The following is a 12,939-nucleotide window of genomic DNA, read 5'->3' as shown; positions in this document are numbered from 1 at the left end:
CCCGTTCCTCCCGTTGACGCCTCCGCTTCCGCTCCTCCCGCCCTGCCATTGGCCCTACCGCATGCCGGCTGGCCAGGCGGGTAGGCAGGAGGCGTTCCGAGGTCGCCACGCCACCTCGGATTCAGGAAGGGAGCGGGGGTATGACGGCAACGAACCAGAGCGGATCTCCGAGCGGTAGAGCGCAGCAGGCCCGACAGGAGGCCTCCCGAGTCGGCCAGCAGGCCACGCAGGCCGGGGGCCAGGTCGCCCACACCGCCGCCGAGCAGGGCGGGCAGGTGGCCGCCGAGGCGCGACAACAGGCCCGGCAGTTGACCGGTCAGGCCACCGGGCAGCTTCGGGAACAGGCGCAGACGCAGCAGCGGCGAGCCGCCGAGGGCCTGCGTGACCTGGGTCAGAACCTCAGTTCGATGGCCGAACGGGACGGCGACTCCGGGTTGGCCGGTCAAGCGGTACGCCGGGTGGCTGACGCCGCCCAGCAGGCCGCCGGCTGGCTCGACGAGCGTGAGCCCGGCGAGGTGCTCGACGATGTACGCACGTACGCGCGGCGCCATCCGGGGACCTTCCTCGCGGGCGCGGCGGTGGCCGGGCTGCTGGTCGGGCGGCTCACTCGCGGCCTGACCGCTCCGGCCTCCGGTAACGGTGGAGGTGGGAGCGCGGCCGGCGCTTCGCGGGCGCCGCAGGGCGCACCGTCGGAGGACGGTCAGCAGCCGTACGTGGGGACGGCACGGGCGCAGAACGTCTCGCCCGCCGATCGACCGGGGCGGGACCTGCCCGGTGGGGTGGCCCCGTGAGCGCCCCCGAGAAGGAACGGACCCAGGCTTCGGTCGGCGAACTGCTCGGCGATGTGACCCGGGACATGTCCACCCTGGTGCGCAAGGAGGTCGAGCTGGCCAAGGCCGAGCTCCGCGAGGAGGTCAGTCAGGCCGGCAAGGCCGGCGGCATGTTCGGCGGCGCCGGGGTGGCCGGGTTCCTGGCAGTGCTCTTCGTGTCGTACGCCGTGTGGTGGGGGCTGTCCAACACGATGGACCAGGGGTGGGCGGCGCTGATCGTCGCGGTCCTCTGGGCCGCCGTGGCCGGTGGTCTCTTCATCAACGCCCGGACCCAGCTGAAGCGGGCACGTGCGGTTCTGCCCCGGACGAAGCAGACTGCCCGGGACTTGCCGGACGCCCTGCGGGGTCGGTGAACGAGTCGGGAGGTAGCAGGTCATGTCCAGTGATCCGGATCGGATCCGGCGGGAGATCGAGACCACCCGCAACGAGTTGAGCAGTGACGTCGACGCGCTGACCGGCAAGGTCAACCCGCGTCGGATCGCCGGTGACCGTGTCGGGCAGGCGCGCGGCGCGTTCACCCGAGCGAAGGAGAAGGTGATGGGCAGCTCGAACCACATGGCGCAGGAGACCAGCCAGCGGATGTCGCACATGACCGACTCCGTACGCGACGAGACCCGATCGCTCGGGCACCAGTCCCGCGAGGCCATGGACTCGGTGCGGGGCGAGGCGCGCTCGCTCGGGCACCAGTCCCGCGAGCGGGCTCAGGGCAACCCGATGGCCGCCGGCGTGGTCGCCTTCGGCGTCGGTCTGCTGGCCGCCTCACTGATCCCGCCGAGCGGGCGCGAGCGGCAACTCGCCGGACGAGCGCGGAACATGGTGAGTGAGCACTCCGATGAGCTGCGCGAGCAGGCGAGCCAGGTTGGCCACCAGATGCAGGACAACCTGCGGGAGCCCGCGCAGCAGGCGGCGCAGTCGGTGCGGTCCAGCGCCCAGCAGGGCGTGTCCGCGGTACGCGACCAGGGCCGCTCGGCCACCGGTCACATGCAGGGGGAGGCGCATGCGGCCGCCGATGACCTCCGGCAGCGCTGACCCGGTCGGCGCGGCGGGGCCGGTGCGGATGATGCGGGCAAGCTCCGCGTCCGCACCGGCCCCTGGCCGGCAGGTCAACGAGGACCTGGTCTTCCGTTTCGGTCCGCTGGTCGGCGTCCTGGACGGCGCGACCGTGCCGGAGGGCTTCGACACCGGTTGCGTGCACGGGCCGGAGTGGTACGTCCGGCACCTGGCCGCCCGGCTCGGCGTGGCCGAGGCGGTCCGCCCGGCGGCCCGGCTGACCAGCAACCTGGCCGCGGCCATCCTCGCCGTCCGCGCCGACCACGGCGGGCAGTGCGATCTCGACCATCCCGGAACCCCGTCCAGCACGGTCTGCCTCCTGCGTGACTGCGGGGACCAGGTCGACTATCTGGTGCTGTGCGACAGCCCGCTGGTCCTGGATGCCGGCGGCCAGGTCAGCGTGGTGACCGACAACCGGCTGGACGTGGCGATGGCGGAGCTGCGGGAGACAGTGGCCACCGTGCCAGGCGGCGCGACGGACCCGGTCACGCGGTTCCGGCACGCCGTGGGCGTCCAGCGGGAGCGGATGAACCGCACGCACGGGTACTGGGTGGCGGCCTCCGACCCGGACGCGGCCTTCCACGCGGTGACCGGGACGATGCCCCGGCGAGGCCCGGCGGCGATCCGCAGGGCGGCACTGCTCAGTGACGGCGCGTCCAGCGCGGTGGAGCAGTTCGGGTTGACCGACTGGGCGGGCCTGCTGGACCTGCTGAGTGCCGACGGGCCGGGCGCGTTGATCGATCGGGTGCGGGACGCCGAGCGTGACCACGCCGATCGGCTGCGCCGGCACAAGCCCACCGATGACGCGTCGGTGGTGTTCTGCGAGTTCGACCCGGCGATCTGAGCGGCCGATACCCCGGTCGGGTGACGACAGAGCGTGATGTGGAACACCCCGGCCGACCGACCGGCCGGTACCGCTGTCCGGACCGCCAGTGGATGCCCAATGGGGTGGACTTCGGCCGATGAGGGCGGCAGACTGCGGCACGTGGCGGGTGCGGTCCGGCTGGAGCCGGTGGACGAGCAGAACCTGGAGCCGTTGCTCTCCGTAGCGGCTGCCGAGGCGGAGCCCGGTGATGTCATGCCTCCGGTCGAGGCTCCCGCCGGCTGGTCGCTCGCCCGCCGCGAGGCGTTCCGGGAGTTTCACCGGGCGAGCTTCGGCGGGCTGGACGGCGCGACCCGTTCGCAGATGTACGCGATCCTCGTCGGCGGCGAGGTGATGGGGATGGTGCGGATGACGCGCTGTGACGAGCCCGGCACGGTGGAGACCGGAATGTGGCTCGGCCGCTCGGCACGTGGACAGGGGATCGGCGCGGCTGCCCTGCGGGAGTTGTTGAATGCCGCCGCTCGGGCGGGCATGCGGGCCGTGGTGGCAGAGACGACCCGGGACAACGTTGGTGCCGTGGCCGTGCTGGAGAAGTGCGGGGCGAAACTGCACGAGGAGGGCGGCAAGGTGCGCGCCGAGATCTGTCTGGATTCGACGCCGCCCGCGCTCTGAGCCTCCTGTTGCGCCGGGGGCCGGTCGGCGGCGACCGCGGGGGCCACCGCCGACCGAACAGATCAGGCGGGGACCCGGACGATGTCGTAGTCGGTGCTCGGCGTCGACTCCACGTCGAACCGACCGTTCACCACGTACAACGCCGAGCCGAGCAGGTCGCCGGTGGCCGGCACCCGCAGCTGCGGGCCGGTGATCTCCCGCTGCACGACCCCGGCGGTGTAACCGGCGTTCATCCGGACCACCGCGATGACGTTGGTCAGGTTCCGGATCACGTAGAGGGTGCGCCCCCGCAGCACCAGCCCGTCGGCCCGCTCCACGGAGTAGCCACCGAGGTCGACGAGGCGGCTGCCGCCGGTACGCGGGTCGATGCGTACCAGCCGGCCGGGCAGCATCTGCGCGACCAGCAGATCGCCGTCCGGCAGCGCCACGATCCCGTTGTGGTACGCGTCCGGCGTCGCGGCCGGGCCGGTGAGCTGCAGGACCCGGAAGGCGGTGGGGGCCGGCAGGCGACCAGCCGGGCCCAGCGGCACGACATACAGCACCTGCCGCGCGGAGTCGGTGAAGTAGACCGCCCGGTCGGTGATCACCAGGTCGTTGACGAAGCTGCCCCGCACGTCGGTGAACTGGTAGTGGGCCAGCTTGGCGCCGGTGCCGGCGTCGTACACGCTGGCGCCGCCGCCGGAGAAGTCGGCGGTCCAGAGTCGGCCCTGCTGGTCGAGCTTGAGCCCCGCCTTGTCGGTGCCGGGTGTGCCGGGGATCAGCACGGAGCCGCGCCCGGTGCGTAAGTCACCGCGCCACACCGCGCCATCCAATATGGACCCGACGTACACGGTCGTGCCCCGGCCGATCGTCAACCCCTCGGGAGTGAAGCCGTTGGGCAGGGCGATCCGGGCCGGGAACAGCTTTGCCGGGTGAGCCGCCGCCGGTGAGCCGACCGTGGACAGGGTCGCCGCCGCCAGCAGCGGGACGACGAGAAGAGAGAACAGCTTGCGCAAGGAGCACCGCCTGACGTCTGAGTGGACAACTCCACTGAGGAAGATGACGTCCTAGGAACCCCCTGGGCGCGGCGAAAGGTTGACTCGCCGCTCAGCTTTCTCTGCTCACGACCGATCGGCGGCGTACGCGGCCAGCCAGGCGACCTGGGCCGGGTCGAGCGATGGGCGTACCCGTGCCCGCGCGCTCGCCACGTGCCCAGCGGTGACCGTGGCGGCGGCCAACGACTCACGCATCGCGGCCAGCGCGGCCTCCCGGATCAGCGCCGCACAGTCCGCTGCGGAGAAGCCCGTCAACTCGTCGCCGAGGGCCGCCAGGTCGACGTCCGGTGCCAGCGGCACCTGCCGGGACGCGGCCCGCAGGATCTCCGCACGGGCTGGCCCGTCCGGCGGTGGAACGTAGACCAGCCGCTCCATCCGGCCGGGCCGCAGCAGCGCCGGGTCGATCAGGTCCGGCCGGTTCGTCGCGCCGATCACCACCACGTTGCGCAGCGTCTCCACCCCGTCCAGTTCGGTGAGCAGCGCGGCGACCACCCGGTCCGTGGTGCCCCCGTCGGTGGCCTGGCCGCGTACCGGCGCCAGCGCGTCCACCTCGTCCAGGAAGATCAGGGTGGGCGCCGCCTCCCGGGCCCGGCGGAACAGCTCGCGGACCGCGCGCTCGCTCTCGCCGACCCACTTGGAGAGCAGTTCCGCGCCCTTCACCGACAGCACGTTGGCCCGCCCGGACCCGGCCAGGGCGGTGACCAGGTACGTCTTGCCGCAGCCCGGTGGCCCGTAGAGCAGCACGCCGCGAGGCGGTTGCACCCCGAGCCGAGCGAAGGTGTCCGGGTAGGTCAGCGGCCACAGCACCGACTCGGTAAGCGTCTGCTTGACCTCGTCAAGGCCACCCACGTCGTCCAGAGTCACCGAGGCCAGATCCAGGGTGGATGCCGCCATCGTGGTCGGCCGCACCACCTCCAGGGCGGCGGTGAAGTCGGCCATCGACACCGTTGGCGTCTCGGCGGCCTTCTGCCGCAGCGCCGCGCGTACCCCGGCCTCCCGGACCAGCGCGGCCAGGTCCGCCGCGACGAACCCGGGGGTACGCGCGGCCACCTCGTCCAGCCGGACGTCGTCGGCCAGCGGCACCTGCCGGGTCAGCACGGTGAGTTGTTCGCGGCGCAACGCCGGGTCGGGGAGCGGGATGCTGATCCGCAGCGACAGCAGGTCGGGCGCGCGCAGTGTGGGGTCGACCGCCTCGGGTCGGCCGGTGGTGCAGACCACGGCGACACCGGCGCGGATGCTCTCCGCGAGCACCTGGCGGAACACCGTCGCCACCGGGCCGGGATCGTCCGCCGGTGCGAGCGCCTCGACGTCGGTGACCAGCAGCACCGCCGGCCCGCCGGCTTGGGCCGCAGCCGTGGCCGCGGCGCGTAACCGGTCGGCGGCGGCCTGGTTGGCCAGGGCAGCCACCTCCGGTGCCCAGAGCGGGTGGACGCGGGCACCGACCCGGGCGGCGACGGCCCGGACCAGCGCCGACTTCCCGGACCCGGCCGGGCCGACGAGCAGCACCCCCAACGAGATGGTGGTGCCCAGCCGGCCCAACACCTCCCGGTGGTGGAAGCCGAGGTCGAGTAGCTCGGTCAACTCCTCGGCCTGGGCCCGCAGACCGGGCAACTCGTCCACGTCGGGTGCGTCGTCAGGCGGAATCACCGCCGGGGCCCCGGCGGCCGTCCCGCGTGGCCGGGTCGCCGCCGCGTCGGCCGGGGCGGCGGGCCCGCCGTGGGTGGCCTGGCCGTGCTCCCAGGCGACCACCGTGTCCATGGTGACCAGCGCGCCGGCGGCCGACTCGACCGCGACCACGGTGAGCAGGGTGCTGGTCCAGGCAAAACCGACCGTGTTGGCGAGGCTGCGTCGAGCGGCCTCGACCAGGCTGCGTACCGAGGCGTCCGGCAGCACGTCCTGTGGCAGCAGCGACACGTCGTCGCCGGAGGTGAGCACCTTGCCCAGCAGGGCGAGCCGCAGCATCTCCGGGCTGACCGCCGCGACAACCTCCACCGGCCCGGTCAGGATGACCCGGCTCGCGGGGACGAGCGGCACCGGAGTCACCCGCACCTGACCGCCGTCACGCAGGCCCAGGTTGCCCAACGTCAGGTCGTCGGCGTACAGCAGGGCGCTGCTCGCACCCGGCGCAGCCGCCGCCACGATCCCGGCCGTCTCCCGGCGGCCGGCGAGCCGGACCGGGTCGCCGGGACGCAGCCCCAGCGCGGTCAGCGCCTCCGGGTGCAGTCGCACGATGCCTCGTCGGGCGTCCAGCGCGGCCGGCCGTAGGCTCGCGGTCAGGGTCAGGTCGGGTTGCGCCACTGCCCGACCGTAGCCGCCAGCAACCAGCCCCGCCGGTCAGCGCCGCGGATCCAGCCCGTCCAACAGCGACGGGTCCCGCCGGATCAGCTCGGCCAACCGGGCCGCCGGGTCCGGGGTCAGCCCGTCCGTGCCGGGCACCCAGGCGGGCACCGTCCGGCCGGACAGCGGCCAGGCCGGCGGGGGGTCCACCGGGGCCGCCGGGGGGACCGGCCCGACCGTGACGTCCGGCCCGTCCCAGGACACCCGCAACGGGTACGTCCGCCCTTCGTGCTCCACCTGCACGGTCACCGCCAGTCCGGGGTAGGCGCCGACGGCCTGACGGACGGCCTCGGCCACCTCCTCGACCGGACCCCACCCGGCGACGTCGCCCGGGGCGTCCGCCCCCGCGTGGCGGGCGTCGTGCCGGCCCGGCCCGGCGTTGCGGGCGTCGCCGCGGCTGAGCCCGGGTTCGAGCGGCAATGGTGCGGTGTCGTCACGGTCGTTGGCCCGTCGGCGCAGCGCCTCCTCACGCCGGGCCAGCCGGGCCAGCGTCTCGTCCAGGTCGCCCCTCACCAGATCACCCCTTCCCGCCACGGCCGGAGCCGGTCGGCTCAGGCCCTCCTGTCCCGGGTAGCACGGTCCAGCGCACGGTCCAGGACGACCAGCAGGGCATCCCGTACCGAGAGCCGGTCCCGTGCGTCGAACTGCACCAGAGGGACATGGTCACCGATGGCCAGCGCCCAGCGGATCTCGCCGAGCTCCAGGGCCAGCCGCCCGTCGAAGGCGTTGACCCCGACCACGAACGGCAGCCCGGCCCGCTCGAAGAAATCGATCGCCGGGAAGCAGTCGTCGAGCCGGGCGCTGTCGACCACCACCAGCGCGCCGAGCGCTCCCCGGGCGAGGTCGTCCCACATGAAGCCGAACCGGGCCTGTCCCGGTGTGCCGAACAGGTAGAGCTTCAGGCTGCGGTCGATGGTCACGCAGCCGAAGTCCATCGCCACCGTGGTGGTGGTCTTGGTGGACCGGGCGCCCGGGTCGTCCACGCCGATCCCGGCGGTGGTCATCTCGGCCTCGGTGGTCAGGGGCGCGATCTCCGAGATCGCACCCACGGTGGTGGTCTTGCCCACCCCGAACCCACCGGCGACCAGGATCTTGACCGGGATCGGTGGTGCGGCCGGCTTACGGGCCGGTGCCGGCGTCGAACCCGTACCGGACGAGGGCCGGTACGGCGGCGGCGGCGCGGTCGGCGGCGGGCCGGTACGCCCGACTATGGGCCCGGTGCCGAACGACATGCCGTAACGGGCGGCGGCGCTGTTGCCGGCGACCCCGCCGAGCGGGGCGACCGGCCCTTCAGGAGATCGCACGAAGTCCATCAATCACTCGCAGGATGAGGTCGGGGTTGAAGGCGTCGTCGGTGTCGGTCACGTGCACGTCCAGGTGTCCGGCGGCCCGTAGGTCACCGACCAGGACCCGGGTCACGCCGAATTGCAGCCGGGTCCGGGCCGAGATCTCGGCCACCGAGATCGGCTCGGCGCAGAGCGCGATGATCGCCTGGAATTCCGGTGCCAGCAGGGCGCCGGGCGGGCCGCTCCACCAGCCGCTGTCCGCGCGGGCCGTCACCTGTGTCTCCAGCCCGATCGCCGGGTCGGCACCCGCCACCCGACCGGAGGTGAGCACGAACGGACGGGGACCGGCCGGCCGAGCACCGTCCGGTTCGGGCTCCGGCAGCCCCGGTGCCGCCGTGCCGTCCCCGGTCGGGGGTGGCGTGCGCAGGTACGGGCGGATCCGGACCGTGGGTTCCGGGTCCGGATCCTCGCCGGCGACGTCGGGGGTCACTGCTGGACGGCGTTCTTCAACTCGACGATCAGCCGCGGGGTCAGGGCGCCACCGGCCCGCCCGGCGAAGAGCGTCATCTCGTACGCGACGGTGCCCAGGTTGGCCGACCGGTCGGCGACCACCCCGAGCACGGAACCGCTGCTGATCGCGCTGATCAGCAGGTAGCCGTCGGCCATGTCGACGATCACCCGGTTCAGGCCGCCGAGCGCGTACCAACTGGCCGCCCCACCAGCGAGGCTGGTCATCCCGGAGACCACGGCGGCCAACCGCTCCGCGTTGGACCGGTCCTTGATCGCCGACATGGCCATCAGCAGGCCGTCCGACGAGACCGCGATCGCTTCCAGGACCCCGGCGGTGCTGGAGGTGAAGGAGTCCAGCAGCCAGTTGAACGTGCGGGCCTCCGGGCTGAGGTCCCCGCTTGCGCCGGACTGGCTCTGGTGTTCGACGTTGTCGTGCAGGAAGGGGCTGGTCACCGTGATGATCCTTCTTCGTTCCGGCGGTCTGGGCTGACTTCGCGGAGAGCGCGGGCGACGCCCGCCTCGAACTCCTTGATGAGATTGCGGACCTCGGCCGGGTCACCGAGGTGCGTACTGAGCGGCTGGCAGGCCGGTACGACGGTGAGGTTCGCCCCCGGTACCCGTCGGCTCAGCCGGGGCTGACTCGGTCCGGCCTCGGCCGGGTCGCCGGCACCGGCCACCGCGAGGCCGACGCCCCCCGGCGTGGTAGGCAGGTCGACGGTCACGCTCGGGTCCACCCCAGCCGACCCGACATCGGCCGTCGGGTCGGTGGCGGTCCCCATCGACCTGCCATCGCGGCCCGGTGCGACCTGCAGTTCGGCCCGGCGTACACCGGCCTGGAACGCCTCAACCAGCGCGCGGGCAGCGGCCGGGTCCGCGCCGGTGGCGTCCACCGGCCGGGTCGGTGCGGCGGTGGCGTGCAGGCTGGCCCCGGGCACCCGCTGCCGAACCCGCGGCGTGGCCGGCTTGCCCGGCGTGGCCGACGGTTCCGGGTCCGGTGGTGTGGAAACGGCCTGCTCGGGCTGGCCGCCACCGAACGCGTTCCAGGACGGCCCGGCCCCCAGGCTGCGGGTGGCCCGGCTGAGCAGGTCCGAGTCGAAGCGGGCGGGCGCGGCGACGGCCGCCGTGAGGGCCCGTGCGCCATGTTCGGGCTTGAGTGCCGCCGTACGCCGGTCTCGTTCCGGCACCGTGGCACGGGCCACGGCGGCTCCGGCCGGGTCGGCGCGGCGCAGCACCAGTGACGCCGATGGGATCTCCAGGTGGGCGGTCACCCCACCGCCGGCGGTGGCGGCCAGGCCCACCTCCCAGCCGTGACGGCGGGCCAACCGGCCCACCACGAAGAGACCGAGCACCTCGGTCGGTGTCAGGTCGAGCCGCTCCCGGCGGGCGAACCGGGCGTTCTCCTCGGCCAGCCGTTGCTCGCCCATGCCGATGCCGTGATCCACCACGGTGATCCGCGCGCCGAGGCCGGACGCCTCCGCGGCCACCAGCACCCGGGTGTGGGGCGGGGAGAAGACGGTGGCGTTCTCCATCAGCTCGGCCAGCGCCAGGATGAGGTCGCCGACCACCGCTGGCGCGGCCGAGATGCCCGCAGGCACCCGCACCTCCACCCGGGTGTAGTCCTCGATCTCGCCGAGCGCCAACCGGACCACATCGGCCAGCGGCACCGGCGCGGTGTGCGGGTCGGCCCCGGCCGAGCCGGAGAGCACCACCAGGCTGCCGGCATTGCGCCGCAACCGGCTGGAGATGTGGTCGAGGCGGTACAGGTGCTCCAGCCGGCCCGGGTCGACCTCCTGCTGCTCCAGCCGGTCGATCAGCGCGATCTGCCGGCCCACCAGGTTCTGGGTGCGCCGCCCGACGTGGCCGAACATCTGCGCCACGTTGCGTCGCCCGGCGACCTGCCGTTCGACCAGCCGCGCCGCCGTGCTCTGCACCCGGTCGAAGGCTCGGGCCAGGTCGCCGATCTCGTCGTTGGCCCGGATGTCCACCGGCTCCAGTCGGACCGGTTGATGACTTTCCGCCTCGTCGTCGGTGACCCGGACCAGCTCCGCCTCCGCGATGCGGGCGACCCGGTCGGCCGAGCGGGTGAGTCGGGTCAGCGGCCGGGCCACCGTCCGCGCGACCGCCGCGCTGAGCAGCACCACAAGCGCCAGGATCAGCGCCGCCGCGGCACCGACCAGGTACGCGGCGGTCAGCGCCCGCCGCTGCTCGGCGGTCACCTCGGTGAGCACGTCGGCGACCAGCTTCTTCTCCACGAACTGACCGAGTCGGATCATCGTGCGGACGGCCGGGAAGAGCGCGTCCATCGGCACCTCGCGGACCGCGCTGGCCGGGTCCCGGGCGCTGGTGACCAGGAAGTCGGCGCTGGTACGCGCGGCCACGGCCGCGTCGTTGAGCTGTGCCACCTTGAGCTGCTCGGGCGTGATCAGGCTACGGAAGCGCCTACTGTCGACCTGGAGGGCCGCGATGCACGCCACGTACCCGGCGGTGGTGTCCGGGCTGCCGATCGCCTTGACCAGCACGCTCAGAGTGGCGCAGGCGCCCAGGCCCTCGTCGGCGCGGAGCAGCCCGTCGAGGGCGAGCACCTGACGGCCCGGCAACGTGTCGGTGTCCACACCGAACACCAGCTGCAACGACTCGATCAACCCCATGTTGACCGGGCCGAAAGCCTCCATCACCTGGCCCGGGTTCGCCACCCGGGCCAGCACGGCCGTCCGCAGGTCGATGAGGCTGGACACCCCGTCCAGGGCGCGGTCGACCCGGTCGGTCAGCGCATCGCTCCCCCCGGCCCGCAGGTCGGCCACCCGATCGTCGACATCGGCGGACTTGCGGACCAGCTCGCTACGGTCGACCCTGCCGAGCAGGTAGCCGACCGAGAGGATGCGTTCCTGCTGGAGGTCCTGGACCAGGCTGCCGACGCGGCTGGCGAGCCGTACCCGGTCGGCGGTGTCGCCGGCCCGCTGCGCCGCGGCCACCCGGTCGAGCATCACGGGCACGGCCAGGCCGACCATGCTGAGCAGCGGGATCACCACGAGCAGCGCGAGCTTTCCGCGGATGCGGAGCCTACCGAGCAGCATCGAACGCCCCCCACTGTGTGGCCTCCAGGTCACCGACCGCGCCGGCCGGTTGCAGCCCTCGCGGGTCGCCGGCCGCCGGTTGCCAGGGGTCGCCCTGCGACGGGGTGTCGGGGCTGTCCGCGTGGGTCGCGGCCATGGCGGCCCGGTGCCGGGCCCGGCGTCCGGCGGTGATCAGCAGCGCGGCGAGCCAGCTCAGCAGCAGCCCGGCGATCACCCCCGCGCCGATGGTCAGCCAGCGGTCCCGGTCGAGCTCGTCGATGCGCTCGACCAGCAGGGCGTCCAGCTCAGCGAGGATGACCGGCTGAAGTTGGCGGGCTGCGCGGTGCGTGTTGATCCCGGCGGCGCCCACCTTGCCCGGGTCCACCACGCCCGTGCCGTTGGCCGGGGCGGAGTACGCGGCCAGGGCCTCCACCGAGCGTTGGTAGTTGTCCAGCGGGGTGAGCACGTTGGCGCCGAGATCGGTGCTCTCCGAGCCGTCCACGGCGGAGCGCAGGTTGTCGACGAGGTCGTTGGCGGGTGCCAGGGCGCTCACCCGTAGGGCGGTCAGCTCGAGCAGGCCGCGGGGTTGCTCGGCAGCCGGCCGGCGGGAGACCAGCGTGGCCAGATCGGCGAGCCGGCTGGCGGCCACCACCGCCTCGGGCAACTCCTGGCCGGCGCTGTCCTGAAGGAAGAAGGAGTCGGCTGCGGGATCGCGTACCAGCCCGGAGCTTTCTCGAACCTTGCTGTGCAGATCCAGCAGCAGGTCGGTGACCTCGCTGTACGCCGTGAAGGCCGACTCCGGGTCGGCGGGGCTGCGGTCGCCCAGCGCTTCCAGCTTGGCCCGTACTCCGGCCCAGCGTTCCTGGCTGAGCAGCTCGACGCCGATTCGCGCGTCCACCGCGGCGGCCTCTTCGATCGCGCGGTTCAGCGCCTCGGAGGAGGCGGGGCGGCCGTTGACCGCGGCGGACTGGGCCTCCACGAGGGCATCGGCGACCGGGGCCAGAGCGCTCAGGTACTGCACGCCGAGCCGTTCCCGGGCGGCCAGGTCCCGGTCGTGGGTGGTCTGCCGCCAGGTAGACGTGAAGAGCAGACCCACCGGTGCCAGTAGTGCCCCGACGAGCAGCAGGGGCAGCAGTCGGCCCAGGGCGGACGGCCGTCGACGGGCCCGCGGCGCGGGGACTGTCATGTGTGTTTCTCCTCCGGCGTGGGGCGCGGATCGGCGCGGTGTCGGGTAAGCCGACAAGTCCCGTGCACCGGACCGGAAAACTAATCGAAACCCCCACGGGTCAGGCCTTGGTCGATGAGTCAGGTTCGCGTCACTTCGCGCGATGTCACCATTCGTCC

At 73.4% G+C, this 12,939-nt stretch carries 13 protein-coding genes; 5 read left to right on the top strand and 8 right to left on the bottom strand.

Translation table 11 applies throughout. From position 1 onward, the window contains the following. Positions 1-140: 140 nt before the first annotated feature. The 5 genes from ABZS37_RS10730 to ABZS37_RS10710 all read left to right on the top strand — a co-directional run bounded on the left by ABZS37_RS10730 (position 141) and on the right by ABZS37_RS10710 (position 3,375). On the top strand, positions 141-791 hold the full coding sequence (locus tag ABZS37_RS10730) for a hypothetical protein (RefSeq protein ID WP_355167657.1): 651 nt from the start codon (positions 141-143) through the stop codon (positions 789-791). Then, the gene (locus ABZS37_RS10725; RefSeq protein ID WP_355167655.1) at positions 788-1,183 is read left to right on the top strand and encodes a phage holin family protein; all 396 of its coding nucleotides are present in this window, start codon (positions 788-790) and stop codon (positions 1,181-1,183) included. Before ABZS37_RS10730 ends, ABZS37_RS10725 begins: the two co-directional genes overlap by 4 nt. Positions 1,184-1,205: 22 nt before the next feature. After that, positions 1,206-1,859 (top strand): DUF3618 domain-containing protein, encoded by a 654-nt coding sequence (locus ABZS37_RS10720; protein WP_355167653.1) that lies wholly within the window; start codon positions 1,206-1,208, stop codon positions 1,857-1,859. Next, complete coding sequence (locus ABZS37_RS10715; protein WP_355167651.1) at positions 1,840-2,724, top strand: hypothetical protein; 885 nt, start codon at positions 1,840-1,842, stop codon at positions 2,722-2,724. Before ABZS37_RS10720 ends, ABZS37_RS10715 begins: the two co-directional genes overlap by 20 nt. Positions 2,725-2,865: 141 nt before the next feature. Next, entirely contained in the window at positions 2,866-3,375 is a 510-nt protein-coding gene (locus ABZS37_RS10710) for a GNAT family N-acetyltransferase (protein WP_354994494.1), read from the top strand. 62 nt (positions 3,376-3,437) lie between these two features. Here ABZS37_RS10710 and ABZS37_RS10705 read toward each other — a convergent pair whose 3' ends face one another. The 8 genes from ABZS37_RS10705 to ABZS37_RS10670 all read right to left on the bottom strand — a co-directional run bounded on the left by ABZS37_RS10705 (position 3,438) and on the right by ABZS37_RS10670 (position 12,781). Continuing rightward, positions 3,438-4,370: a superoxide dismutase gene (locus ABZS37_RS10705; RefSeq protein WP_355167649.1), complete on the bottom strand. Its 933-nt coding sequence runs from the start codon at positions 4,368-4,370 to the stop codon at positions 3,438-3,440. A gap of 105 nt (positions 4,371-4,475) precedes the next feature. Then, positions 4,476-6,707 carry an AAA family ATPase gene (locus ABZS37_RS10700; RefSeq protein ID WP_355167647.1) on the bottom strand — a complete coding sequence of 744 codons (2,232 nt, stop codon included), beginning with the start codon at positions 6,705-6,707 and terminating at the stop codon, positions 4,476-4,478. A 36-nt stretch (positions 6,708-6,743) separates the two neighbouring features. Further along, positions 6,744-7,259: a hypothetical protein gene (locus ABZS37_RS10695; RefSeq protein WP_355167645.1), complete on the bottom strand. Its 516-nt coding sequence runs from the start codon at positions 7,257-7,259 to the stop codon at positions 6,744-6,746. Between the two features lie 38 nt (positions 7,260-7,297). Next, on the bottom strand, positions 7,298-8,059 hold the full coding sequence (locus ABZS37_RS10690) for an ATP/GTP-binding protein (protein WP_355167643.1): 762 nt from the start codon (positions 8,057-8,059) through the stop codon (positions 7,298-7,300). Further along, on the bottom strand, positions 8,037-8,522 hold the full coding sequence (locus ABZS37_RS10685; protein WP_355167641.1) for a DUF742 domain-containing protein: 486 nt from the start codon (positions 8,520-8,522) through the stop codon (positions 8,037-8,039). The genes ABZS37_RS10690 and ABZS37_RS10685 overlap by 23 nt, the downstream gene beginning before the upstream one ends. Further along, positions 8,519-8,995, bottom strand: coding sequence for a roadblock/LC7 domain-containing protein (locus tag ABZS37_RS10680; RefSeq protein WP_354994488.1), 477 nt, complete (start codon positions 8,993-8,995; stop codon positions 8,519-8,521). Before ABZS37_RS10680 ends, ABZS37_RS10685 begins: the two co-directional genes overlap by 4 nt. Continuing rightward, the gene (locus tag ABZS37_RS10675; protein WP_355167639.1) at positions 8,992-11,616 is read right to left on the bottom strand and encodes a nitrate- and nitrite sensing domain-containing protein; all 2,625 of its coding nucleotides are present in this window, start codon (positions 11,614-11,616) and stop codon (positions 8,992-8,994) included. Before ABZS37_RS10675 ends, ABZS37_RS10680 begins: the two co-directional genes overlap by 4 nt. Beyond that, positions 11,603-12,781, bottom strand: coding sequence for a hypothetical protein (locus ABZS37_RS10670; RefSeq protein WP_355167637.1), 1,179 nt, complete (start codon positions 12,779-12,781; stop codon positions 11,603-11,605). Before ABZS37_RS10670 ends, ABZS37_RS10675 begins: the two co-directional genes overlap by 14 nt. Positions 12,782-12,939 lie beyond the last annotated feature (158 nt).

Origin of the sequence: Micromonospora sp. NPDC005413, from assembly GCF_040606435.1 — a bacterium.
Taxonomy (GTDB): Bacteria; Actinomycetota; Actinomycetes; order Mycobacteriales; family Micromonosporaceae; genus Micromonospora.
This window is presented reverse-complemented; position numbering and strand designations above follow the sequence as displayed.

What these genes read in the sequence shown, in the direction of transcription:
- ABZS37_RS10730 (WP_355167657.1), top strand. Translation starts at nt 141, where the DNA reads ATGACGGCAACGAACCAGAGCGGATCTCCGAGCGGTAGAGCGCAGCAG.
- ABZS37_RS10720 (WP_355167653.1), top strand. Translation starts at nt 1,206, where the DNA reads ATGTCCAGTGATCCGGATCGGATCCGGCGGGAGATCGAGACCACCCGC.
- ABZS37_RS10715 (WP_355167651.1), top strand. Translation starts at nt 1,840, where the DNA reads ATGACCTCCGGCAGCGCTGACCCGGTCGGCGCGGCGGGGCCGGTGCGG.
- ABZS37_RS10690 (WP_355167643.1), bottom strand. Translation starts at nt 8,059, where the DNA reads ATGGACTTCGTGCGATCTCCTGAAGGGCCGGTCGCCCCGCTCGGCGGG.
- ABZS37_RS10675 (WP_355167639.1), bottom strand. Translation starts at nt 11,616, where the DNA reads ATGCTGCTCGGTAGGCTCCGCATCCGCGGAAAGCTCGCGCTGCTCGTG.
- ABZS37_RS10670 (WP_355167637.1), bottom strand. Translation starts at nt 12,781, where the DNA reads ATGACAGTCCCCGCGCCGCGGGCCCGTCGACGGCCGTCCGCCCTGGGC.